This is a genomic window from Streptodolium elevatio, assembly GCF_040649515.1.
GTDB classification, from domain to species: Bacteria; Actinomycetota; Actinomycetes; order Streptomycetales; family Streptomycetaceae; genus Yinghuangia; species Yinghuangia elevatio.
Map to the genome: position 1 here is coordinate 1 of NZ_JBEZFP010000014.1, position 23,371 is coordinate 23,371.

General features: G+C 71.9%; 21 protein-coding genes and 1 riboswitch. Of the genes, 11 read left to right on the plus strand and 10 right to left on the minus strand.

Annotation, left to right across the window (positions count from 1 at the left end; all coding sequences use genetic code 11):
• Nucleotides 1–571, plus strand: a 571-nt coding sequence (thyA, locus tag AB0C36_RS07860; RefSeq protein ID WP_358350835.1) for a thymidylate synthase, incomplete at its 5' end; no start/stop codon positions are given.
• Nucleotides 568–1,074, plus strand: a complete 507-nt coding sequence (locus AB0C36_RS07865; RefSeq protein ID WP_358350839.1) for a dihydrofolate reductase — start codon at nt 568–570, stop codon at nt 1,072–1,074. The genes thyA and AB0C36_RS07865, both read left to right, overlap by 4 nt.
• Nucleotides 1,075–1,183: 109 nt before the next feature.
• On the opposite strand, the gene AB0C36_RS07870 is transcribed toward AB0C36_RS07865, so the two are convergent.
• The 3 genes from AB0C36_RS07870 to AB0C36_RS07880 all read right to left on the minus strand — a co-directional run bounded on the left by AB0C36_RS07870 (nt 1,184) and on the right by AB0C36_RS07880 (nt 4,393).
• Complete coding sequence (locus AB0C36_RS07870; protein ID WP_358350842.1) at nt 1,184–2,302, minus strand: acyl-CoA dehydrogenase family protein; 1,119 nt, start codon at nt 2,300–2,302, stop codon at nt 1,184–1,186.
• 218 nt (nt 2,303–2,520) lie between these two features.
• Complete coding sequence (locus tag AB0C36_RS07875) at nt 2,521–3,024, minus strand: nucleoside deaminase (protein WP_435839006.1); 504 nt, start codon at nt 3,022–3,024, stop codon at nt 2,521–2,523.
• A 598-nt stretch (nt 3,025–3,622) separates the two neighbouring features.
• Nucleotides 3,623–4,393, minus strand: coding sequence for an NAD(P)-binding domain-containing protein (locus AB0C36_RS07880; RefSeq protein ID WP_358350845.1), 771 nt, complete (start codon nt 4,391–4,393; stop codon nt 3,623–3,625).
• 180 nt (nt 4,394–4,573) lie between these two features.
• Between AB0C36_RS07880 and AB0C36_RS07885 the strand changes: the two genes are divergently transcribed.
• The 4 genes from AB0C36_RS07885 to AB0C36_RS07900 all read left to right on the plus strand — a co-directional run bounded on the left by AB0C36_RS07885 (nt 4,574) and on the right by AB0C36_RS07900 (nt 7,998).
• Nucleotides 4,574–5,065: a hypothetical protein gene (locus AB0C36_RS07885; RefSeq protein WP_358350848.1), complete on the plus strand. Its 492-nt coding sequence runs from the start codon at nt 4,574–4,576 to the stop codon at nt 5,063–5,065.
• A 96-nt stretch (nt 5,066–5,161) separates the two neighbouring features.
• A complete protein-coding gene (locus AB0C36_RS07890) occupies nt 5,162–5,479 on the plus strand; it encodes a DUF3759 domain-containing protein (RefSeq protein ID WP_358350851.1) in 318 nt (105 codons plus the stop codon).
• Nucleotides 5,480–5,793: 314 nt separating this feature from the next.
• Nucleotides 5,794–7,029, plus strand: coding sequence for an SUKH-4 family immunity protein (locus tag AB0C36_RS07895; protein ID WP_358350853.1), 1,236 nt, complete (start codon nt 5,794–5,796; stop codon nt 7,027–7,029).
• 234 nt (nt 7,030–7,263) lie between these two features.
• The gene (locus tag AB0C36_RS07900; protein WP_358350856.1) at nt 7,264–7,998 is read left to right on the plus strand and encodes a rhomboid family intramembrane serine protease; all 735 of its coding nucleotides are present in this window, start codon (nt 7,264–7,266) and stop codon (nt 7,996–7,998) included.
• Nucleotides 7,999–8,153: 155 nt separating this feature from the next.
• Here the strand turns inward: AB0C36_RS07900 and AB0C36_RS07905 are convergent, their stop codons facing one another.
• The 4 genes from AB0C36_RS07905 to cynS all read right to left on the minus strand — a co-directional run bounded on the left by AB0C36_RS07905 (nt 8,154) and on the right by cynS (nt 11,544).
• Complete coding sequence (locus AB0C36_RS07905; protein ID WP_358350859.1) at nt 8,154–9,689, minus strand: MFS transporter; 1,536 nt, start codon at nt 9,687–9,689, stop codon at nt 8,154–8,156.
• Between the two features lie 75 nt (nt 9,690–9,764).
• A complete protein-coding gene (locus tag AB0C36_RS07910) occupies nt 9,765–10,490 on the minus strand; it encodes a TetR/AcrR family transcriptional regulator (RefSeq protein ID WP_358350862.1) in 726 nt (241 codons plus the stop codon).
• Between the two features lie 101 nt (nt 10,491–10,591).
• Nucleotides 10,592–11,044, minus strand: coding sequence for an amidase family protein (locus tag AB0C36_RS07915; protein WP_358350864.1), 453 nt, complete (start codon nt 11,042–11,044; stop codon nt 10,592–10,594).
• Between the two features lie 50 nt (nt 11,045–11,094).
• Entirely contained in the window at nt 11,095–11,544 is a 450-nt protein-coding gene (gene cynS, locus AB0C36_RS07920; protein WP_358350867.1) for a cyanase, read from the minus strand.
• A gap of 159 nt (nt 11,545–11,703) precedes the next feature.
• On the opposite strand from cynS, the gene AB0C36_RS07925 reads away from it, so the two are divergent.
• The 3 genes from AB0C36_RS07925 to AB0C36_RS07935 all read left to right on the plus strand — a co-directional run bounded on the left by AB0C36_RS07925 (nt 11,704) and on the right by AB0C36_RS07935 (nt 14,137).
• Nucleotides 11,704–12,315: a TIGR03086 family metal-binding protein gene (locus AB0C36_RS07925; RefSeq protein WP_358350870.1), complete on the plus strand. Its 612-nt coding sequence runs from the start codon at nt 11,704–11,706 to the stop codon at nt 12,313–12,315.
• Nucleotides 12,316–12,431: 116 nt separating this feature from the next.
• Nucleotides 12,432–13,379 carry an ATP-binding cassette domain-containing protein gene (locus tag AB0C36_RS07930; protein WP_358350872.1) on the plus strand — a complete coding sequence of 316 codons (948 nt, stop codon included), beginning with the start codon at nt 12,432–12,434 and terminating at the stop codon, nt 13,377–13,379.
• Complete coding sequence (locus AB0C36_RS07935; RefSeq protein WP_358350875.1) at nt 13,376–14,137, plus strand: ABC transporter permease; 762 nt, start codon at nt 13,376–13,378, stop codon at nt 14,135–14,137. The genes AB0C36_RS07930 and AB0C36_RS07935 overlap by 4 nt, the downstream gene beginning before the upstream one ends.
• 90 nt (nt 14,138–14,227) lie before the next feature.
• On the opposite strand, the gene AB0C36_RS07940 is transcribed toward AB0C36_RS07935, so the two are convergent.
• The 3 genes from AB0C36_RS07940 to AB0C36_RS07950 all read right to left on the minus strand — a co-directional run bounded on the left by AB0C36_RS07940 (nt 14,228) and on the right by AB0C36_RS07950 (nt 20,040).
• Nucleotides 14,228–17,374 (minus strand): AfsR/SARP family transcriptional regulator, encoded by a 3,147-nt coding sequence (locus tag AB0C36_RS07940; RefSeq protein WP_358350878.1) that lies wholly within the window; start codon nt 17,372–17,374, stop codon nt 14,228–14,230.
• Between the two features lie 178 nt (nt 17,375–17,552).
• Entirely contained in the window at nt 17,553–18,845 is a 1,293-nt protein-coding gene (locus AB0C36_RS07945) for a TerD family protein (protein ID WP_358350881.1), read from the minus strand.
• Between the two features lie 190 nt (nt 18,846–19,035).
• Entirely contained in the window at nt 19,036–20,040 is a 1,005-nt protein-coding gene (locus AB0C36_RS07950) for an LLM class flavin-dependent oxidoreductase (RefSeq protein ID WP_358350883.1), read from the minus strand.
• A gap of 247 nt (nt 20,041–20,287) precedes the next feature.
• Nucleotides 20,288–20,533: riboswitch (cobalamin riboswitch) on the plus strand.
• Nucleotides 20,534–20,641: 108 nt separating this feature from the next.
• Here AB0C36_RS07950 and AB0C36_RS07955 point away from each other — a divergent pair.
• Entirely contained in the window at nt 20,642–22,339 is a 1,698-nt protein-coding gene (locus AB0C36_RS07955) for an ABC transporter substrate-binding protein (protein ID WP_358350886.1), read from the plus strand.
• The gene (locus AB0C36_RS07960) at nt 22,336–23,370 is read left to right on the plus strand and encodes an ABC transporter permease (protein WP_358350889.1); all 1,035 of its coding nucleotides are present in this window, start codon (nt 22,336–22,338) and stop codon (nt 23,368–23,370) included. Before AB0C36_RS07955 ends, AB0C36_RS07960 begins: the two co-directional genes overlap by 4 nt.
• The last annotated feature ends 1 nt before the right edge of the window (nt 23,371 follow it).

Genomic DNA, 23,371 nt, shown 5'->3' on the forward strand with positions numbered 1-23,371 from the left:
CGCGGGGTTCAGCGCCTGCGACACCTCGGCCGACGCGAAGGGCGACCTCGGCCCGGTCTACGGCGTGCAGTGGCGCTCCTGGCCGACCCCGGACGGCCGGCACATCGACCAGATCAGCGGCATCCTCGACACGCTGCGGCGCGACCCGGACTCCCGCCGGATGATCGTGTCCGCATGGAACGTCGCCGAGCTGGACAAGATGGCGCTCGCCCCGTGCCACGCCTTCTTCCAGTTCTATGTCGCCGACGGCAAGCTGTCCTGCCAGCTGTACCAGCGCAGCGCGGACCTGTTCCTCGGCGTACCTTTCAACATCGCCAGCTACGCCCTGCTCACCCACATGGTGGCCCAGCAGGTCGGCCTGGAGCCGGGCGACTTCATCTGGACGGGCGGCGACTGCCACATCTACGACAACCACGTCGAGCAGGTGACCGAGCAGATCTCGCGCATGCCGTACGACTTCCCCTCGCTGCGCCTGCGCCGCGCGGACTCGCTCTTCGACTACGCCTTCGAGGACGTCGAAGTGGTCGACTACAACTGCCACCCGGCCATCAAAGCCCCGGTCGCGGTGTGAACGTCGGGCTGATCTGGGCGCAGACCCTCGACGGCGTGATCGGCGCGGACAACGCGATTCCGTGGCGCGTGCCCGAGGACATGGCGCACTTCAAGGCGACCACCCTCGGCCACCCCGTCGTCATGGGCCGCAAGACGTGGGACTCGCTGCCGCCGCGCTTCCGTCCGCTGACCGGCAGGCGCAACATCGTGGTGACCCGCGATCCGCAATGGGCGGCCGAGGGCGCGGAACGCGCCGGGTCGGTCAAGCAGGCGTTGGAGCTCGCGGCCGAGCCGCCGCGGCCCGACGGCGCTTCCGCCGAGATCTGGGTGATCGGCGGCGGCGAGATCTACCGCGCTGCGATGGAGTACGCCACCACGCTGTCGGTGACCGACGTCGACTCGGCGGTGCCAGGCGACACGTACGCCCCGGTCCCGGACGCGGCGTGGACCGTCACCGAGGACTCCGGTTGGCAGTCGTCGACGTCCGGCCTGCGCTACCGCATCCGCAAGTACACGCGCTAGGCCGCCTCGCCCGCCTGCGCCGGTGTCGCGGCGCGGGTGGGCCTGGAGGCCGGTGCGCTCTGGTCCGCCGAACTGGCCGCAGCGCGCAAGCAGTTGGACGTCCGGGCGGCTACTGCGTCGTATCGGTCTGGCTGCCCATCAGGCGCTTGCCGAGCATGTCCCGACAGACCTCGACCGAGAACGCCATGAGCGCGCCCGCCTGGGCGTCGCGGAAGTGCCGTTGGATCGGCGAGGACCGCAGATAGCCGGAGCCGCCGCCGACCCGAAGTCCGAACTCGGCGATGTTCTTGGCGACTTGGTTGGCGTAGAGCTTCGCCTCGACCGCCGCCTCCAGGGCACCCGGCGCGTTGTGGTCGGCGAGCCAGAGGGAGCGTTCCGCGAGCGTACGCGCGGCCAACAGCTTCACGTGCGAGTCGGCGGCGTCGAACTGCACCCACTGCAGGTCCCCGACCGGCTTGCCGGTGGTGGGCACGACGCGCTTACGCGCATGCTCGGTCAACGCGTCGAGGGCGGCTTCCGCGACGCCGATGGAGAGCCAGGGCAGGCCGAGCGCGATGATGTTCGGCGCGAGCGGGTCGGTGATCAGGCACCGATTCTCCTGGCGCAGCAGGGTGTTGCGGAAGTTCAGGAGCTGGCTGCGGGTGCCGCGCAGCCCCATCGAGTCCCAGATCGGCACCATCTCGACGCTGTCGTCGCTCGGTACGCCGAAGAACCCGGGGCCGTCGTCGAGCAGCGCGTTGACCAGGAAGTGGTCCGCGATCTCACACCCGGACACGAAGCGCTTGGCGCCGTCCAGCTCGTAGCCGCCGGCCACCGGCTCGGCCCGTTGGAGCGGCATCAGGAACAGGTTCCCGCCGGTGGGTTCGGACAACGCGTTGGCGAACCGCTTCCCGTCCCGCAACTCGTCGGCGTAGAAGGGCGGCCCGTACGTGACCAGGGCCTGCGCGGCCCCCAGGTGCATCATCCACACGCATGCGGTCGACGGGCAGGCCTTGCCGACGATGCGGAGGATCTCGCCGAGCGCCTGGTACGACAACCCGGCCCCGCCCCGGTCCACGGGCATCGCCGCCATGTCCAGCCCCGCTTTGTGCAGGGCCGTCAAGTTGGCGATCGGCAGTGTCGCTTCGCGGTCGTGCTCGTCCGCCGCCGCCGCGAACTGCGGGGCCAGGTCCCGCGCCGCGTCCACGAACCGCTGTTCGCCCTGGGAAACCGCAAACGGTGAGGTCACCGGCCCAGCTTAGGCGGAACTCCCGGCCGCGGACCGCAGGTCGGCCGAAGCCTCACCGGTGAACGCAAGCTCCCGGGCACATGCCGGGGAGCCTGCGTTCGCGATGGTCGATCGTCCGACGACGAACTCCGGTCCGTGGACGGGTCGTCCGTGTTCGACGCGCTCTCGGCAATCGACGCGCCCGCGGCGGTCGACGCGTTCTGGTACTCGATGCGTTCTCAGTAGTCGATGCGGTCGGCCTTGGCGAGCCACGCGTCGAACGGCGCCGTGCGGTTGGGCAGGTCGAGCTGCTTGACCGGCGTGGGCCACATCGACGCCGGCTTCTTCTCGAACAGGTCGTAGAACTTGCGGTCGTCGAAGCCCGCCGTCGCCGCGTCGTGCCGGTCGGCGGCGTACACGATCCGGTCCAGGCGCGCCCACAGCGCGGACGACAGGCACATCGGACACGGCTCGCACGAGGTGACCAGGACGCAGCCCTCCAGCGAGAACCTGTCCAGCTGCTTGCAGGCCGCCCGCATCGCGCTCACCTCGGCATGTGCCGTCGGGTCCAGAGTCGCGGTGACCTGGTTGTTCCCGATCGCGACCACGGCGCCGTCCATGGCGATCAGTGCGCCGAACGGGCCGCCGCCGTTCGCCACGCTGGTGGTGGCCAGCTTGATCGCCTCGTTCATCCAGGCGTGCTCGAGTTCCTGAATGCTCGCTTCTTGGGTGTGCGCGGTCACAGTTACTCCTATCGGAGAGGATGGGGGCTCCCGGCTTCCCCGCCCGTGTGCGAATCCGCACCGGCGACAAGTCGGGGCAACAACAACGTTCCGCGGGCTCCGCCGCGCGATCACTGCGGGCGGTGGCGCCCGCCCGCGATCGTCACGGCGGGTCGCCGCAAATGTGCTCTGGTGGGACGGGGATGTACGTCAGGTTCAAATCCGTCGCGTTGCGCGCAGTCCAACTGCGTCATCTGTGACGTCCGGGGCCATGCCCGGCGCCTCGGTGAGTGGCTGTGGGCCGAGTGTGTCGATGCCACCGCGTCACTCACCCCTCGCTTGGCTGTGGTCCCCGCTTGCGTGTCCGGTTTCCCGTGCGCGTATCCCGTATCCCGTATCGCGTGTCCCGTATCGCGTGTCCCGTGTTGCGGGTCTGTATTTCGCATCTCGTATGAGGGAGTACACAGCCAATCGGGGGACCTCAGGTAGGGGTGGAAGACATGAAGACGTCGACAGGCCGACACCTGCCGTTCGTAGACTTCTACAAGATCGGGCCCGCACCCCCGCGGCCGAAGCCGAGCCGATTGCCGCCCGGTTGTCGCCCGGTTCGTCGGCCGGTTCAGCCCTGCCGCAGGACGGCGAGCAAGTCGTCGAGGGCCTTGTGGAGGGCTTCGGAGTTGGCCGACGTGAACCACGTCGTACGAATGCGTTCGTTGCTGCCGTTCGGGGTCTCGTGGTCGGCCGCAAGCTGCTCCAGGGAGCGGGTCCCGTCGCCCAGCGTGCCCGCAAGTCCCAGGAACAGGCTGCGAACGTAGCGGTCCGCGTCATCTGACCGAACGCCGTGCGCGACAGCCCATGAGGTGAGTGCGGCGAGGAAGTGGTACTGGGTGGTCAGCGTTCCGGTGACGGTGGAGAAGACGTCGAAGGCGGCCTCGTCCGCGACCGGGAGCGCGCCGCCCAGGCGGTCGAAGAGAGCGTCCACGACCGGATGCGAGGGACAGGTCACCGTGACCGAGCGGCGCTCGCGAATGGGCGGCAGCGGAATGGCGCGGACCAGCGCGGCGTCGGTGGCCAGCGTCCGGCGCAGGTCCTCGTTCGCGACGCCGGCCATGACGTTGACCACGATCTTGTCGGCGCCCACGGTCAGACCGGCGAGTGCTTCGTGGCGGTCGGGACCGCGTACGGCGATGATCACGAGGTCGGAGCGGTCCACCACCTCCTGGTTGTCGGCGCACACCTGGACGCCCGCGTAGCGCGCCGACAGCTCGGCGGCGGCCCGGGCTCCCCGCGGGGACAGGAAGATCTCCGGCGCCTGCTCGTCCCCGCCGCTCAGGCCCGCGACGATCGCCCGGCCGATCTCGCCGACTCCGATGACGCCGATCCGCTGCATGCTCGACCGTCCCTGTCCCACGTCGTGGCGGCGACCCGGGCTGTCCCGGGTCCGTGATCGCACCAGGATGGCAGCCGACCTGGATGAAGGCGCGCGGACACGGCGCGCGCGGACACGGCGCGCGCGGACACCACGCGCCACCGACCGGTTGGGGTCGCCCCTGGCGGGTAGCGGTCATGCATGGGTATCCACCCGTCGGCCGCACGTCACGCGCAATTGCGCCTGGCGCTGGCGCTGCGCGAATTCGCTCAGGACGACATGGGCGAGCCGATGCCGCCGGTCGCCGAGGCCCTGGTGGAGGCGGGCGCCGGGGACTATCCGCTCCTGGTCGATCACGCCCACGAGTCGGGTTTCAGCCTGTGCCTCGGGGAACCTCCCATGACCACGGCACAGCTTCTCGTCCGTCGCGGGCTCGTCGCCGCCCTCACCCTGGTCGGCGACCGCCAGAGGTGGCTCCTGCCCACGCCGATGGACCCGATGGGCGCCTGGCTGGCGGCCGCGGAGCTGCACGGCATGGTGGTGGTCGAAATCCTGCCGCCGGGGACCTGGCCGGTGTACGGCCGGGGCTGCTCCGAGCGCGAGCGCGTGCGCCGCTTCAACGCCCGGTTGCGCCTCGCCACCGAGAACGCGGCCGTCCTGCACGGCGCCGCGACGCTGGTCGGCGACACCTGATCGGCGACAGGCGACACCTGATCGGCGACAAAGGGGATCATTTCCCGGCGTGCGGGTAGCCGTCCCCTGCACACGGAGGACCACGAAGGAGCAGCCATGGCCCTGTTCGCAGACGACAGCGCGGAAGCCGCGCGCTTCCACGAGTGCCGGTCGGCTCCGCACGGGGAGCGGGTCGACGCCGACCTGCTGGCCCAGGCGGGGGCGTACGCGGGTGCCATGGCCTGGGACGGGCACGTCGCGCACCACGGCCGCCCGGGCACCCTGGCCCGCGCCCAGGACCTGGCCGTCCAGGCCGCGGACGCGTTCATCGACGAGACGGCCAAGGAACGCGCCCTCGACGACGATGCCGTACGGACCGCCAAGGACCAGGCAGCCGAGAAGCTCGGCGGTCTCCTGCGAGCCGAGTACGCCTGACTCGACAGCCTGGCCGGGCCCCCGGCCGGACACACCGGGCCGGACACCCTGACTCGACCGCCCGACCGCCTGGCCGCCTGCCCGCCTGGCCGCCTGGCAGGAAAGTCTGACCCGGCCCCCCTGACACGACACCCAACTGCCCGCCTCGACGCCGCCCGCGTGCCGTGCGCAGGGTGGATGACCGGCAGCACGCCGCCCACCAGGCGGGTTGAATGGGCGGACGCGGCCCGCCGAACCGGCGGGCCCTCGTCGTAGGCGCACAAGCGTACGAACACGCAGGTGTGGCCGGGGTGGGAAGACGTATGCGGGTGCCCGTGACCAGGGGTGCGGTGGACGAGTGGTTCGGAAACGACGCGGTGATGCGCGTCACCGGGGCGGCCCGGTTGCCGTCCGCACTGACACACGGGGCGTCCCGCGGCTTCCTCACGGACATCGGACTCCCCGCCTGCGTACCGCACTTCGAGGTCACGCCGGACGCCGAGGCGCTGGACCGGGTGCTCGCGGAACAGGGGGCCGAGCGGATCCCACCGGGTGCCGCCGCGCTCGTCCGCATCGGCGAACTCGGCGCCGACTTCGTGGCCGTGGACGGCGCCACCGGCAAGGTATGGCTCGTCGACAAACGGCAGTCGTACCCGAAGGGGTATCCAGCACGGATGCGCCGGGACCTGCTCGCGTCGGACCTGTCGGCTTTCGTCCACGCGCTGCACGTCGTGTACGTGACAAGCCGCGGACCGCGGGAGGCCGATCCGCGCGGGTTGACGGCGTACACCAGGCTTCTGGACGACGCGCTCGACCGGATCCGCGACGTCGACCCGGCGGTGTTCCGCGAGGACGGCCATGCGCCGGTCTGGAGCGCCCTGCTGGCGATGTGGGCGCTGCCTTGGGGAGTCACCCGACGCGCCGGCGGCGCGGGGCACGAGGGCGACGAGGGCAGGCCGGGCACTGGGCTGATCTTCGACGTCGGGGCGGATCTGGTCGCCGACACGGGCGTACGCATCGACTTCGCCACGAGCGCATGGCCTGCCGCGGTGGCCCACGAACCGACCTCGCGGTTCCTCGCCGAGGTGGGCCTCCCGCGCAACGAAGACCTCGTCCAGTTCCACGAAGATCTGGCCTCCGCGCCGCTGACCCACGAGGAACGGTCGCCCGACGTCTTCGGCCCGAACGGCGGGCCGGTGTGGGAGCGCGACCTCGCGATGCGCGACCACTTGTCCCTGGGGCCGTTGGGCTTCTGGTGCACGGTGTTGCTGGACGGCGCCACCGGGCGGGTCACCGCGGTCGGCCACGAAGACCCGGAGTGGCCGGCCCCGTTGGTCAACTCGGACATCTCCGTGTTCGGGTACGCGCTGTGGTCGGCCTCCCGCCTCGTCCGCATCGGCTCCACCAACGCCCGCCCGAGCGCGGACTGGCAGGTCTTCCACGCCTATTGGCTCTGCTGCGACATCCTGTCCCAACTGCTGCGCGCCGCCGATCCGGAGGCCTGCGACGACGAGGACAACCTGTGGCAGACCGTCATCGACGACGGCCACAGCTCCTACTTCGACCGGTAGGCGGGAAGCCCCGTGGGTGGAAGTCCCGTGAGTGGAAGTCCCGTAGGCGGGAGGTCCCGTAGGTGGAGGACCTGTAGGTGGAAGTCCCGTGATCGGAGAGGCCCGTACGCGGGAAGACCCCCACGCAGAAAGGCGCCGGCGGGAAGACGCGCGGGAGCAGGCCGAGCCTGTTCCGCCCGACCCGAGAGACGCCGATGCTTCCCAGCCGCCTCACGATTGCTGGACCATGCATGTGTGAGGACCGCCGGAGGCGGCGGTCCCGCAACGCCTGTGGAGGTCATGGTGTCGCCGCTCGGATCCGCCGTCCCGTTCCGCGGGCTCGTCAGCTCGTTCTTCGTCACGGTGACCCTGCTGGCCGTCCTCTGGGCGCTCCAGGTCTACAACGTCGCCACCGACGATTCGCTGCTGCCGCACGGGATTTCGCCGCGCGACAAGGCCGAGCTCCCGGACATATTGACGGCGCCCTTCCTGCACTTCGGCTTCGGGCACCTGATCTCCAACACCGTTCCCGTCGCCGTGCTGGGCTTCCTGTGCGCGACGCGCGGCGTGTCCCGCTTCGTCGGCCTGACCCTGGTCATCGTCGTGGTGGGCGGCCTGGGCGTATGGCTCACCTCGCCCGCGAACTCCGTCACCGCCGGTGCCAGCATCCTGGTGTTCGGATACTTCGGCTACCTGCTCGTCCGCGGCTTCCTCGACCGCAAGCTCCTGGACATCCTGATCGCGTTCGTCGTCACCGGCGTGTACGGCTGGTCGATGCTGATGGGTGTGCTGCCCACCGCCGATCACGTGTCCTGGCAGGGCCATCTGTTCGGATTCGTCGGCGGCGTCGCGGCCGCGTACGTCTTCCGCCGTCGCCGCGACAAACCCCGCGAGGCCGACGGCGGCTCCCGGACCGTCGGCGCCCACCGGACCACGGCGGCCGGCCCGCGCCCCCTGTCGGACGAGCTCAAGGACCTCGGGCTTCTGTAGCGCACAAGCCGAACGGCCGCCGGAGGCGCAGCGGGGGTCACCCGCTTTTCCTCCGACGGCCGTTCGGCTGTCTCCGCGCACCGCGTCAGGCCCGGTACGCCTCGATCACTCCGCCCAGGTCGGTCCGTTCCGGCCGCTCGTCCGGGCCGCCGCGCTCAGTGCGCGAGGACCGGGATCGCGAGCTCGTCGGTCGCGTCCTCCCCCGTGGCGGCGTCCTTGTCGCCGGACGTGACCACGGTGCTGCCGCCGTGGCCGCCGTTGACGAAGGTGAACGCGATCAGCGACGCGAGGGCCAGGATGCCGACCGCCCACCAGATCGCGGTGGCGTACCCGTGCACCATGGCCTCCAGCTTGAGCTGTTCGGCCGCGCGGCCCGCGTGCGAGGTGGCGTACGCGGTGGTCGCGCTCGCCGCGACGGTGTTGAGCAATGCCGTGCCGATCGCGCCGCCGACCTGCTGCGAGGTGTTGACCATCGCGGAGGCGACACCGGCGTCGCGGGCCTGGACGCCCTGGGTGGCCATGCTCATCGCCGGCATGAAGGCGGTGCCCATGCCCAGGCCGAGCAGCAGCTGCGCCGGCATGATCAGGCCGACGTACGAGCTGCCGACCTCCAGCTGCGTCAGCATCAGCATGCCGATACCCGCGGTCAGGAAGCCCGGCCCCATCAGCAGCCGGGGCGGCACGCGGGTCATCAGCCGGGCGCCGATCTGGGTGGAGCCGGTGATCATGCCCGCGATCATCGGCAGGAACGCCAGGCCGGTGACGACCGGCGAGTAGTCCTTGACGACCTGGAGGTAGTAGGTGATGAACAGGAACATGCCGAACATCGCGATGACGGCGAGGCCGAGCGAGAGGTAGATCCCGCCGCGCCGGCGGTCGGTGACGACGCGCAGGGGCAGCAGCGGCGCGGCCACCCGGCTCTCCACGAACACGAAGGACGCCAGGAGCACGACCGCTGCGGCGAACAGGCCCAGCGTGACGCCCGAGGTCCAGCCGTCGGACTCGGCGCGGGTGAACGCGTAGACCAGCGAGCCCAGTCCGAGCGACGACAGCACCACACCCGGCACGTCCATGGGCGAACGGTTGCGGCCGCCGGCCGGCTCACTGATCACCGCGATGGCGCCGAGCGCCGCGACGACGGCGAACGGGATGTTGACGAAGAAGGTCCAGCGCCAGTTCATGTACTCGGTCAGCACGCCGCCGAGGATCAGGCCGACGGCGCCGCCGCCGCCCGCGATGGCACCGAAGATGCCGAACGCCTTCGCGCGCTCCTTGCCGTCGGTGAACATCACCGCGAGCAGGGACAGCGCGGACGGGGCCAGCAGCGCGCCGAACACGCCCTGCAGCGCACGGGCGCCGAGCAGTAGACCGGTGTTGGCCGCGAGGCCGCCGATCGCGGAGGCGACCGCGAAGCCGATCAGGCCGACGATGAAGGTCCGCCTGCGCCCCCACAGGTCGGCGATGCGGCCGCCGAAGAGCAGCAGCCCGCCGAACGCCAGGGCGTACGCGGTGATGACCCACTGCCGGTTGCCGTCGGAGATACCGAGGTCGGCCTGGGCCGACGGCAGGGCGATGTTCACGATGGTGCCGTCGAGCACCACCATGAGCTGGGCGAGGGCGATGAAGATCAGCGCTTTCCAGCGCCGGGGGTCGGGCAGGGACGTCTTGGGCGGAACGGCTGTTTGTGACATGGGGGTACTCACCTGGGTGTGGGGTGTGTCGTGCGGGGGAGGTCGAGGACGGGCGCGCGCCTGGGCGCCGGCGGGTCAGCCGTTCCCGTCCCGGTTCGCGTGGCCGGATGAACGGCGGTTCGCGAGTTTGTCCGCGTGGCTTTCGGCCTGGCCGATGCCCCGCAGATCGCGGAGTTCCACGGCCGAGCCGGTCAGTGGGGTGGGGTGGAGGTCGCGCAGGCCGTCGAGCATGATGTCGAGGTGGCGGTGCACGAACTGTTCGTTGGCCGCGCAGCGGGTGCCGGGCAGCGGGCGGGCAAGGTGGGTGATGACCATCATCAGGTCACCGGCGCCGACGTCGGCACGCAGTTGACCGGACGCGTGCGCCCGGCCGACCAGGGCGCCGATGACACCGTCCAGGCGCTCGCGCATCGCGACCATGTCCGGGTGGCTTTTGTCGATGTCCTCGGAGAGCAGCGGGCACACCGCGGCGACCTTCTCCTCGGCCGCGCCGTGCGCGAAGCGGCGCAGCGCCGCGAACGCGTCCGGCTCCTCGGCCGTCGCCGCTTCGCCGCTGACGACGATGCGCTCCAGTACGGAGAGCACCACCTCGTGCACGAGCTCGCGGCGGTCCGCGAAGTGCCGGTACAGCGTCGCGTTGCCCACGCCCGCCCGCCGCGCGACGTCGTCGAGCGGCACGTCGGCGCCGAACTCGACGAACATCTCGCGGGCGGCGCCGACGATGCGCTCCCGGTTCCGCCGGGCGTCCGCGCGCAGGCGGGGCCTCTCGCGTACGACGGCTGCCGTGTCGACACCATTCACGCCTCGGCCCTCCTCACTCGTGTCCGCCCGGTGCGGGAAAACGGGGACTCGCTCCCCGATTACGTTCACACGGGTAAACGGACACGAAGTCCCCGGATATTTCATACGCCGACCGTGTCCTGGATCACACCAAAAAATTTGCCCGCCCGACACGCCCAGGACGGCCCGCGGGGGGGGTCCGCGGCACAGCTTCCGCGGCCCGTCAGCCGCTCGAACCAGTCGGCCACGGTGAGGTAGGGATCGTCGTACGCCAGCGTCCCGTGCGGCGCCGGGAGCCGGCCCAGTGTGGGCGTGACGAGCAGGTCGTACGCGGTGAAGAAACCGGCCACCGCGCGCGTGACCCGATTCTGCGCATCGAACGCCGCCAACAGGTCCAGGGCACTGGCCTCCCTCGCCGCCTTCAGGAACTGCCTTGACACCGCCTCCAGTTGCGCGGGATCCGGGGTCCGCGGCGCCATGAGGAGCGTCGAGGCGATCGCGATTCCCTCGATCACCAGGGCGCGCAGAACCGCGTCGTGGTCAACCGCCGGCCGGTTGCCTCGCCACCGGTTCACCGTGTCAGCCGTTCACCGGTCATCCATCACCCGGGTAGCCGGTCAGCCGGTCACCACTTGTAGTCGAGGAACTTTCCGTCGAAGGTGACGACCACACGGTCACCGTCGGGGTCGGGGCGGCGGGAGATGTCGACCTGGAAGTTGATCGCGCTCATGATGCCGTCGCCGAATTCCTCGTGGATCAGCTCCTTGAGGGCGGGTCCGTAGACGGACAGCGCCTCGACGAAGCGGTAGACCGTGGGGTCGGACATCACCTCGGGTGCGGAACCCCGGCTCGGCTGAAGTTGCAGGCTCTCGGCGACCTCGTCCTCGAGGCCCAGAAAGGCGCAGGCCCGAGCGGCCTGCTCCCGGGTCATCGGGTGCTGGCCGAGCAGCGCGGCGGTGGTCCAGACGAGCGGCGCGCCGAGTTCTTTGGCGATCTCGGCCCAGGTCAGGCCGCGCCGGATGCGGGCGGCGGACACCAGGGCAGCGGCGTCGGACTTGCTCATGATGGGTGTCATACCTGACTCCTTCGAGGCCGAGCGATGAGTTCGCGGACCGCGATCAGTCTCTATCTGCAGGCGTTACACCCGCATTACGCCCGCGCGGGCATGCCACCGACGCGCGGCAGGTCCCGGCCCCGCCGCGGACCGACAGAACCCGACAGAGGAGCCCCTGCCATGACAGCGACCGAGCTTCCCGCCACCCCCGGCCCCGACTTCGGACCGGCCGTCAAGCTGGTCGCCGACCTCGCCGCGCAAGTACGGGACGACCAACTCGACGCGCCCACCCCGTGCGAGGACTACCGGGTGCGCCACCTCCTCGGCCACCTCGTGGGACTCACCGCCGCCTTCCGGGACGCCGCGCGGAAGGATCTCGGACCGTCGACCGCCACCGACCCGGGATCGACCACCCCGGACGTCGACGACGACTGGCGTACGGTCCTGCCCCGGCAGCACGACGAGTTGGCCGACGCCTGGCGGACCCCCGAAGCGTGGGACGGCATGACGCAGGCCGGCGGGCTCACCTTCCCGGCCGTCCTGGCGGGACGCGTGGCGCTCAACGAAGTGGTGATCCACGGCTGGGACCTGGCGCGGGCGATCGGACAGGAGTACCCGGCCGACCGGGCGAGCCTGGAGTGCTCGTTCGAGATGCTGGCGCCGAGCGCGGGCGCGGACGCCGAGACGCGCGGACCGCTCTTCGGCCCCGCGGTCCCGGTGGCCGCCGACACCGGTCTTCTCGACCGCGTCATCGCCCTCTCCGGCCGTACGCCGACCTGGGCCCGCCCCTGACACCGAGGCTTCGGGTCCCGTCGGCCGTCCTTGTCGGCGGATCCCCTGCGCTGCCGTCAGGAGCCGTGTCAGGGGCGTGACAGACGGGTGACAGGACCGGCCGAGAGCGTAGGCGCATGACGAGTTCGGCGATTGCGGTTTCATGCCTGCGAAAGGCATACGGGGACAAGGTCGTGCTCGACGGCATCGATTTCGATGTCGCGGCGGGGTCGGTCTTCTCCATGCTCGGCCCGAACGGGGCGGGCAAGACGACGACGGTGAACATCCTGACGACGCTGATGGCGGCGGACGCCGGCACGGTGCTCGTGGCCGGTCACGACGTGACCGCCGCGACCGCGACCGCGACCCGGGCGGTACGCGCCGCCATCGGCGTCACCGGCCAGTTCGCCGCGGTGGACGACCTGCTGTCCGGCCGCGAGAACCTGCAGATGATGGCGGACCTGAAGCGCGTCCGCTCCCCCCGCCTGGTGGCGCAGCTCCTGGAGCGGTTCGACCTGACGGAGTCCGCGGACAAGCTTGCCGCGACGTACTCCGGAGGCATGCGCCGGAAGCTGGACCTGGCGATGACCCTCGTCGGCGACCCCCGGATCATCTTCCTGGACGAGCCGACCACGGGCCTCGACCCGCGCAGCAGGCGCACGATGTGGGGAATCGTCCGCGAACTGGTCGCCGACGGCACCACCATCTTCCTCACCACCCAGTACCTGGACGAAGCCGACCAGCTCGCCGACCGGATCGCGGTGCTCGACCAGGGCCGCCTGGTCGCGCACGGCACTCCGGACGAGCTCAAGCGGCGGATGCCCGGCACGCACGTCCGGCTTCGGTTCACCGATCCCGCCGACCTCGACACGGCGGCGCGGATTCTGGCCGGCTCCACGCGGGACGACCAGGAGCTGACCCTGCGGGTGCCCAGCGACGGGGAGTCGCGGTCGCTGCGCGCCCTACTGGACGTGCTCGACGAACACCTGCTCAACGCCCGGGAGTTCGCGGTGCACACACCAGACCTCGACGACGTTTTCCTTGCCCTGACCGGGCGCCCGAGCGCGGAGGCGATCGCAAAATGAGCAGTGTCTCGACGGCGTGGGCCGACTCGGCCGTCATGCTGCGCCGCAACATCAAGCACAGCATGCGGAACCCGGTCGTGGTGTTCAACTCGGTGCTGTTCCCCATCGTGATGATGCTGATGTTCGTCAAGGTGTTCGGCGGCGGCTTCAGCGTCGGCGAACCGTACATCGACTACGCGACGCCGGGCCTGCTCGTGATGGCCGTCAGCTCCGGGCTGGGGGCCACCTCCACATCCGTGAACGACGACATGCGCAAGGGCATCATCAGCCGGCTCCAGGTCATGGACGTCTCCCGGGGCGCCGTGCTGACCGGGCACGTCGTCGTCACCGCGGTGCGGTGCACGGTGGCCTGCGCGGCCATCGTCGGGGTGGCGTTCGCGCTGGGGTTCGACCCGTCCGCCAACGCACTCGAATGGCTCGGTGTCATCGGCCTCGTGGTGCTGCTGAGCGTGGCGGCCGGCTGGCTCACCGTCGCCTTGGGGTTGGCCGCGAAGACGCCGGAGTCGGCGGGTCTGGCCACCGTGCCGCTGATCATGCTGCCGTTCCTGAGCAGCGCGTTCGTCCCCGCGGACACGATGGGTTCCGGCGTGCGGCAGTTCGCCGAGTACCAGCCCTTCACCCCGGTCATCGAGACCCTGCGCGGCCTGCTGGCGGGCGACCCGTCCGGCGGCGACGCGATGGCGGCCGTCGCCTGGTGCGTCGGGTTCGTCGTCGTCGGGTACGTCTGGTCGGTCGCGTCGTTCAGCCGTCGGGCGTAGCCCGCCTCGGGGTTCCCCGGGCCGGCACGACGCCGACCCGGGGTTCGCTCGGGTGTTCACTCATGTGCTCACTCGGGTTTCACTCGGGTTTCACTCGGCGAGCGTGGCCCCGACCAACCCCGGCCAGTCCGCCTCGGCGCCCTCCCGAGCCGCCTCGGCGAACCGCCCGTCGCCGAGGCGGCTTCGGGCCGCCTGCTCGATCCGGGCCACGTCGGGGTTCGCGCGGTCCGGCAGCCCGCGTACAGCCGCGCTCGCCGCCAGAAGCCGCACCGCCTGCTCAGGCTCGTCACGGCGCAGCGCCAGATCCGCGACGCCGACGATCGCCTGCGCGATCCCCAGAATGTGGCCGGTTTCGACCACCGCGTCGAAGGCCGCCGCGCGGTGCGCCCGGGACTCGGCGAGGTCCTCGGAGAGGTAGCCGAGCACGTCGTGCGTCACCGCGCGGATGTGCGGCTGCTCGGCCTCGTCGCCCAGCAGGGCCGTCGCGACGCCGATCTGCCGGTACGCCTCCTCGTCGTCGCCGGCCCACCGGGCGAGTCCGGCCCGCGCGAAGGCCAGTTCGGCCAGCGCGTCCGGCCAGGTGACCCGTTCCGCGATCCGGCCGGCCTCGGCGACGGCGGCCGCACACGCGTCCCGGTCGCCCGACAGCCAGTGCAACTGCGCCTGCCGGGCCCGCATCCGGATGACGTCCTCGCTGCCGCCGACCTCGGTGCACACCTCGATCGCCTGCTCGAAGTACTCGCAGGCGCGGGCGAACTCGCCGCGCACGGCGAACTGGTCCGCGAGCTCCGTCAGGGCGAACGAGATCCCGAACCGCTCGCCGAGCGCCCGGAACTCGGCGAGCGCCGCCGCCAGGTACGCCTCCCCGTCCTCCCCCTCCCGGCCGAGCACGATCCGCATCTTGCCCATGTGCAGGCGGGCCAGCGCGCGCACCCACGGGTCCTCGTCGTCGAGCAGCGGTTCGAAGGCGGTCAGGAAGGCGTCGGGCCCGTCCAGCAGGCGTTCCATCGCGCCCATGATCGCCAGGAGCGGGTATCGCCCAGAACTGCGCCGGCCATGGCGGTGCGCTTCGCGGATCCACTCCTCCGCCTCGTGCTCGTCGCGGCGCCCGGAGCTCACGAACAGCACGACCAGCGCGTACACCATGGCCCGGACGTCGTCGCCGGCCTCACCGGGCATCCTGGCCGCGGTGCTGAGGAGTTCGAAGCCCTCGGTCTTGTGCCCGGCGAGCCACCAGTACCAGCCGCAGCCCGCCGCGATCCGCATGGTCGCCTGGGCGTCGCCGGAGGCGAGGGCGCCGCGCACCGCCGCGGCGATGTTGTCGTGGTCGGCGTCGAGGACGGCCAGCCATTCGAGTTGTTCGGCGCGGCGCAGGTGCGGCTCCGCGGTCTCGGCGAGATCGGTGAAGTAGGCCAGGTGCGCGAGGCGTGCCTGCTCCGACTCCCCCGCCTCCGCGAGGCGTTGGGCGGCGTACTCCTTGATCGTGCCCATCATGCGGTAGCGCGGCGCGCTGTCGCCCTCGGCGCGCAGCAGCGACTTCTCGGTCAAGGCGGTGAGGAGTTCGAGCACCTCGTCGCGGTCGACCGTCTCGTCCGCGCACACCCGTTCGGCCGCTTGCAGGCTTGCCCCTCCGGAGAACACGGACAGCCTGCGCAGGACCGTGCGTTCGGCGTCGCTGAGCAGCTCCCAGCTCCAGTCGACCGCGGCACGCAGCGTCTTGTGCCGCGGCAGGGCGGTACGGCTGCCGCCGGTCAGCAGGCGGAACCGGTCGTCGAGCCGATTGGCCAACTGGTCGACGGACATGGTGCGCAGCCGGGCCGCCGCCAGTTCGATCGCCAGCGGCATCCCGTCGAGCGCCCGGCACACACGCACCATCGTGGCGAGGGTGTGCGGGTCGCCCGCGAGGTCGCGGCGTACCGCGCTGGCCCGGTCGCGCAGCAGTCTGATGGCGGGTGAGGCCTCGATCTCGTCCGGGCCGGCGTCGTCGGCCGGCAGGCCCAGTGCTTCGACCTGCCACAACGCCTCGCCGGTGATGCCAAGGGGTTCGCGGCTGGTGGCCAGGATGCGCAGCCGACGGCACTCGCCGAGCACGCGGTGCGCGAACACCGCGGCGGACTCGACGACATGCTCGCAGTTGTCCAGGATCAGCAGGGCGTCGCGGTCGCGGATCGCGGCGACGAGCCGGTCCGTCAGCTCCGTGTTCGGGGCGCCGCCGAGCAGGGCGTCCCGCAGGCCGAGCCCGGCGAGCGTCGCCTGTGCCACGTCGCCGTCCGGGCCGATCGCGGCGAGCTCCACGAGCCAGACGCCGTCCGGCAGATCGCCGAGCAGGGTACGCGCGGTCTCGGTGGCCAGCCGGGTCTTGCCCGCGCCGCCCGGGCCGATCACGGTGGTGAGGCGGTGCTCGGTGACGAGTCCGCGTACCGCGGCGACATCGGCGCCGTTGCCGACGAAGGTGGTCAGCTCGGCGCGCAGATTGGTCTTCGGGCTCTCCTCGCGCCGCCCCAACTCGCCGCGCAGCAGCGCGACATGCAGCGCGGCCAGCTCCGGGGACGGGTCGGCGCCGAGGGCGTCGGCCAGTGCCTCCCTCGTGCGCTGGTAGACGAGCAGTGCCTCGTTGTCGCGGCCGGCGGCGACGAGGGCGCGCATCAGTGCGGCGGCGAGGCGTTCGCGCACCGGATGCGCGGCCATCAGATCGGTCAGCTCGGTGACCATCCCGGCGCCGCGGCCGAGCGCGATCTCGGCGTCGACCCGCTCCTCGGCGGCGGTCAGACGCAGTCCTTCCAGGCGGGCGACCGCGGTGTCGAACGCGGGGCTGTCGGGGAGGCCGACGTCCTGCATGGCCGCGCCGCGCCACAGGTCCAGGGCCTCACGCAGGAGCCGGGCCCGACGCGCGCCGTCCTCGGCCCGGACGGCCTGGGCCTCGCTCACGAGCCGTTCGAACCGTACGGCGTCGACGGCGTCCGGCTCCAGCCGCAGCCGGTAGCCGTCCGTCTGCCCCTCGACCACCCCGTCCGGCAGGACCTTCCGCAGCCGGGAGACCAGGCGCTGCAAGGCGTTCGTGGCGTCGGCGGGCGGCAGACCGCCCCAGATCCAGTCGACGAGCGACGCCTTGGGCGCCGCACGGCCCGGTCGCAGGGCCAGGGCGATCAGCAGTCCGCGCAGTCGTGCGCCCGGCACGTCGACCGGGGATCCGTCGTCCGTGCGCACCTCGAATGGACCCAGCATCCCGATCTGCACCCGCCGAGTTTGCCACGGCCCGCCGTTTCCCCGGCAAGGGCGGCCGGGGCGCGCGGAGCATCGGCGCTCACCGCGTCACTGCATCACCGCTTTTCCGATCACCGCTCACCGCCCAGTGCCGAATGGTCGGCGCTGAGTGGCTGGTGCCGAGTGCCCGGATCCCGGCCCGGTGCCCGGCTCAGGTCTTGCTCGCCGCGTGCCACTTGAGGCCCCAGCCGTACGCCACGTCGACGGCCTGCTGTTTGAACATGCCGCCGGAAAGGACGATGTACTTCGCCTCACGCCGTACGACCAGTTCACCGGCGATGTTCTCGATCAGGGCGATCGCCGCCACCGGCGCGGGCACCGTGCATTCGTCGAGCCGCACCTCGACGGGCGGGCCGGCCGGCGGATAGAGCGTGGCGACCCCGTCGAGTCCGGCGAAGCTCTCGGCCCCCTGGTAGACGGCCACGAATATCAGGAGGCGCTTGATCTCGGCGGTGCGGTCGAGGTTGACGGTGAGGTTCTCGCCGCCGCCCCGGCTCCCGCCGGTCCGGTCGTCGCGGTCCAGCCGGACGTAGGGCGGCTCGTCGAACGAGCCGAACTGCTCGTCGATGGGGTGGATGATGCCCTTGTCGCCGTTCTGCAGTTCCCACAGGCAGGACAGGTCGAGGTCGATGTCGTTCGGGTTCACCGCCCGCGGGCCCCTCCGCAGCAGACCGCGCGAGTGTGGGCGGGCGCTCCAGGAAAGGTTGACCCGCAGCGCGCCGGACGTCGCACCCTGCTTCGTGAGCGAGACGGTCGGCGCGGTCTTCGTCAGCGTGATCTTCGACAGCGAGACCGGCGCGGGCGGAGGTGGCGGTGCGGGCGATGCGGGCGGTACGGGCGGTACGGGCGGCAAAAGGCTCGGCGGGGCGGCTTGCGGGGGCGGCGGCGGGGTCACCGGCACGGGTGCGGGCTCCGGTTCCTCCGCGACGCTGATGCCGAAGTCGGTGGCCAGCCCGGCCAGGCCGGACGCGTAGCCCTGGCCCACGGCGCGGAACTTCCACGTCCCCTTGCCGCGGTAGAGCTCCCCGAGCACGAAGGCCGACTCGGACGTGGCGTCGGAGCTGTCGAACCGGGCCAGCTCGGAGCCGTTCGCTGCGTCCAGCACCCGGATGCAGAGGCCGCGTACCTGACCGAACGTCCCGCCGTCGGCCGAGGCCGCCAGCACCACGGCTGTGATGTCCTGCTCCACCGAGGCCAGGTCCACCGCGAGGGTGTCGACCGCCTGCGCGCCGTCCTGGCGCGTGCCTTCGTAGCGGACCGCGCCGCGGGGGTGCGAGGGCTGGTTGTAGAAGACGAAGTCGTCGTCCGACCGGACGCGGCCGGCCGCGGTCAGCAGCAGCGCCGAGGCGTCCACGTCGGGGCTCCCCGGGCCGTGCTGCCGGCCGAGCTCGACCCGTACCGCGGCGGCGGGCACCGGCACGTTGGCACCCTTGCTCATCGACATCCGAGCCCTCCCTCACATCAGGTCCGGGAAGCGTACTTAGCGGGCAATCTTGCGGCACCCCGGTGCTCCGAAAAGCGCGGATCCCGGACAACCCGCGCAACGCCGAACCCGCGCAACGCCGAACCCTCGCAACGCCGACCCACGCAGCGCCGAACCCATGCGCCCCCAGGCCGCGCGAAACGCGACGCCGTCACGCCGGGGTGCGCGGACGCCCGACCTGACGGGCAATCAGCTCCATTGCCGGGAGGACGAGGCGCAGCCCGAGCCGAACCGGCTGGGTGTGGCACAGCAGGTCCGTCGCACCGGGGAGCCCGGGGTCGCGGGCGAGTGCGGCGGCCACCTGGTCCGGCGCGCCGTACGCGAAGGCTCCGGCGGCCAGGTAGGCGTCCGGGTCGAAGCCGTCCGGGTAGCGCCCGGTGCGGACCCCGTCGTCGATCCAGTCGCGCAGCCGTGGCGCCAGGACGGCGCGCGCGAGTTCGGCGGGCTCCGATGGGAACACCGGGCGCGACACCGCTATGCGCGCCGTGCGTCCCGCGGCCTCCATACGGCCGCGGTAGCCGTCGGCGAGGCGCGCGTATTCGGTGTCCTGGGCGTGCGGGCCGTCGGGGCCCGGGCCGCGCCGCCCGTACATGACGCCGAGGCCGAGACGGGCGGCACGGTCCATGCCCGCCGCGGAGCCGGTGCCGAGCCACACCCGTTCGGACAGTTCGGGTGCGGGCGGTGTGAGGCGGACCCCGCCGGGGAGTTCGCGTCCGTCGAGCGCGTCGAGGAGTACGGGCAGCAGGCCGTCGAGGACATCGTGGCGGCGCTCGTGGTCCAGGCCGAACGCGCGGGAGGCGGTGGCGTCGGCGCCTGCCCCGAGGCCCAGTTCGAGGCGTCCGCCGCTCAACGCGTCCACGACGGCCGCGTCTTCCGCGAGCCGCAGCGCGTTCTCGGCCGGGCCGACGACGACCGCGGTCCCGAGACGGATCCGGGTCGTGTGCTCGGCGATGGCGGCGAGCAGGACCAGGGGCGACGGGAGGGTGCCGCCGTGGGCCCCGAAGTGATGTTGCGCGACCCAGAAGCTGTGGAAACCCAACTCTTCGGCAGCGACGGCGAGTTCGATGGTCTCCCGATAGAGGCTCCGGGGTGGGCCGTCGGCGGAGACGTGGGTGATCCAGCCGAGTCGGGGCAGGCTGCGGGGGCGGTGGTGCATGGACGGTCCCGGGGTCGTGGTGCGTCGGGCGGCACGGCGGGCAGGCTGTGGACGGGCTTGTGGGCGGGGGCGTCGGCGGACGCGTCGGACGGACTTGCCGGCACGACTTGTCGTAAGGGTCCGGCAGGGTTGTCGCCGGACCGAGGGCGGGGCGGCGGGCTGTTGGCGCGTGAGCGTACCCGCCGTGTCCGGCGATTCGTCGCGGACGCCCGGACCGCCCGGGTGCGGCGGGCAAGATCGGTGCCGCTACCGTGGTGCCCGCATCGGTTCGCCCTCCGTCTCGTGCGGCAGGGCGTCGCAAGAGGGAACCCGGTGGAAATCCGGGACTGCCCCGCAGCGGTGAGTGGGAACGACCGCCGTCATGAGCACTGGACCGCCCACGGTCCGGGAAGCGACGGCCAGTAGGTCCGGGCTGATGCCTCGTTCGAAGGACGAGGCGCGATGTGCCCGGGTGCCCGCGAGTCCGAAGACCTGCCGACGCCCGTACGCGGCATGCGTGCGGTTCCAGCCGGACCCCGAGGGCGGGTCGTGCGGAGGCCGCTCGGCCGTGCGCTCACTCGCCTTCCGGTTCCGGTGCCCGGAACTCGCGAAGGAGAGCGCCATGGCATCCCCCGACAGACCCGCGTCCGCGTTCGGCGGCCGCTTCCGCAACCCGTTGTCCCGGCTGCTGTCCCGCCGGACGACGCGCCGCCCGACGGACCGCACAGGCGACCGTACGAACGGCCGCGCGACCGGGCAGGCCGGGCTCGCCGTAGCTTCCGTCGCCGCGTTGGCCGTGCTCGCCACCGGGTGCGGGAGCGGTGGCGACTCCGCGGCCAAGCCGGCGGGCGCCGCGGCCGAGAAGCCGCTGACGATCTACAACTCCTATTCGATCGCGGGCCTCGATCCCGTCGGCACCGGGACGAACTGGCTGTTCGACTGGGGCGTGGCGGAGAACCTGATGGAGGCCGGCGAGGACGGCGTCGTCCGCCCGTGGCTGGCGCAGTCGGTGACCCAGGGCAGCCCGACCGAGTGGCGCATCACGCTGCGGCCGGGCATGACGTTCCAGAACGGCAGGCCGGTGGACGCGGAGGCGGTCAACCGCGCCCTCACCCGGCAGATCGCCAGGTCCAAGGCCGTGCGCACGTACCTGGCCGAGGGCTCGACGGTACGCACCACGGGCCCGCTCGACCTGGTCCTGACCACTCCCGCACCCAACGCCGCGGTCCCGGCCGCGCTGGCGGCGCGCGACACGTCGCTGCAGATCTACGACACCGAAGCCGTCGAGGCGGCGGGCGGCTACTCCGCGAAGATCGTGAACGCCGGTGCCTTCACCGGACCGTACGCCGTCACCGCGTGGACACCCGATCTGCTGAAACTCGCCCGGTACGACAAGTACTGGGCCGGCCGGCCCAAGCTTCCGTCGGTCACCGTCAAGGTGGTGCCCGACGAGCAGGCCCGGATCGCCGGCGTGCAGTCCGGCGAGGCGCAACTCGCCTTCTACCCCTCACCGGACGCGGCGCTCACGCTGGCCGGTCGCACGGACTCGGTGCTCAGGACCTCGCCGAAGGCGCTCCAGGCGCTGCTGATCGACATGAACCTCACCGCCGCGCCGTTCGACGACGCCCGGGTGCGCCGCGCGTTCGCCCGGGCGATCGACTACCGGGAGTTGGGCGAGGACGTCGCCAAGGGCTCGTTCGCCACCGCGACGGGTCTGTATCCGGAGGGCTACCCCTACGCGGCGGCCACCCAGCACACCGACTTCGCCGAGGCGAACCGGCTGCTGGACGAGGCGGGTTGGGCCAAGGGCAAGGACGGCGTCCGCGGCAAGGACGGCAAGCGCCTGACGGTCCGCTTCGTCACGCAGGCCCAGGGGCCGGAGACGAACGCCCTTGCGGTGGTGATCAAGTCCGAAGTGGCGAAGGCCGGTTTCGACCTCCAGATCGTGAACGCCGAGGACTCCGCGCGCACGAAGGCGGACCTGGGCGCGTGGGAGGCGTCCATCGGGCTCAACGGCTCGCTGTCCGGCACGGCGGACCCGATCCAACCGTTCCGCGCGCGCTGGACGACCGGCGGGTCGGCGAACGCCCAGAAGCTCTCGGACCCGCGGGTCGACGCGCTCGGCGACCGCCTGTTGACCACGACCGACCAGGCGGCCCGCGAACAGCTGCTGCGCGAGGGCCAGGCAATTCTCAGCGACCGGGAGGCGTACGTGATCGCCGCCACGTACAAGCAGTTCGCCGTGGTGGCCGGCGGCGACTGGACGGGGTACCAGGTCTCCAACGTACGGAGGCATCTGCGCTTCGACACGGCGCCGTGACATCGCGTGCCGCAACGGCGGCTCCCGGCGGCGGACCCGCCGCGCCGGGAGCCGTCCCGCGGGCCCTGCGCAGCGCACGCGCGGCGGGTCACCCGATCGCGCGGCGGCTTCTGTCCGTTCCGGTCACCGTCGCGGGCGCGGCGCTGCTGATCTGGGCCCTGCTGCCCCTTGCTCCCGGCGACCCGGCCCGGATGACGCTGACCGCACAGGGGGTCCCGGAACCGACGCCGGATCAGCTCGCCGCCACACGCGCCGAGTTGGGTCTCGACCGTGCCCCGGCCGAGCAGTTCGGGCACTGGGTGGTCCGCGCCCTGCACGGCGATCTGGGTACGTCGTACCAAAGCGGCCGCCCGGTGCTGACCGAACTCGGCGAACGGCTGCCCGCGACACTGCGGCTGGGCAGTGCCGCCCTGCTGTTCGCGTTGGCGATCGCGGTGCCGCTCGCGCTCGTCGCCGCGGCCTTCCGGCGCCGTTGGCCGGACACCCTCGCCCGCGCGCTCGCGCTGCTCGGGGCCGCCCTGCCGGGCTTCGTCGTGGGCCTGATCCTCATTCAACTCGTGGTGGTCCAGGGCGGCTTCGGCTCGGTGGTGCTGGACGGTACGTGGGCCGCGGTGTGGATGCCCGCGCTGTGCCTGGCGTTCGGCATGTTCGACGTGTGGTCGCGTCTGCTGCGCGGTGCCCTGGTGGACGCGATGGACAGCGGATGGGCCGCCTCGGTGATCGCCCGCGGCACGGGAAGCCGGAGACTGCTCCTGCGGCACGCCCTCCCGAACGCGCTGCCGCCGCTGATCCACGCCGTCGCGGTGAGCGCCGGAGCGCTGTGGGGCGGCGCGGCGATCCTCGAGACGGTGTTCACCTGGCCGGGCGCCGGCTCCTACGTCGTGTCGTCGGTGAAGGCCCGCGATCTGCCGGTGATCCAGGCGTTCGCGGTGCTGGCCACCCTCGCGTACGTCGCGGCCAGCCTGCTCGCCGACCTGCTGGCCGCGCTCGTCGACCCGCGCCTGCGCGGCGACTGCGCCAAGGGGGTGTGAC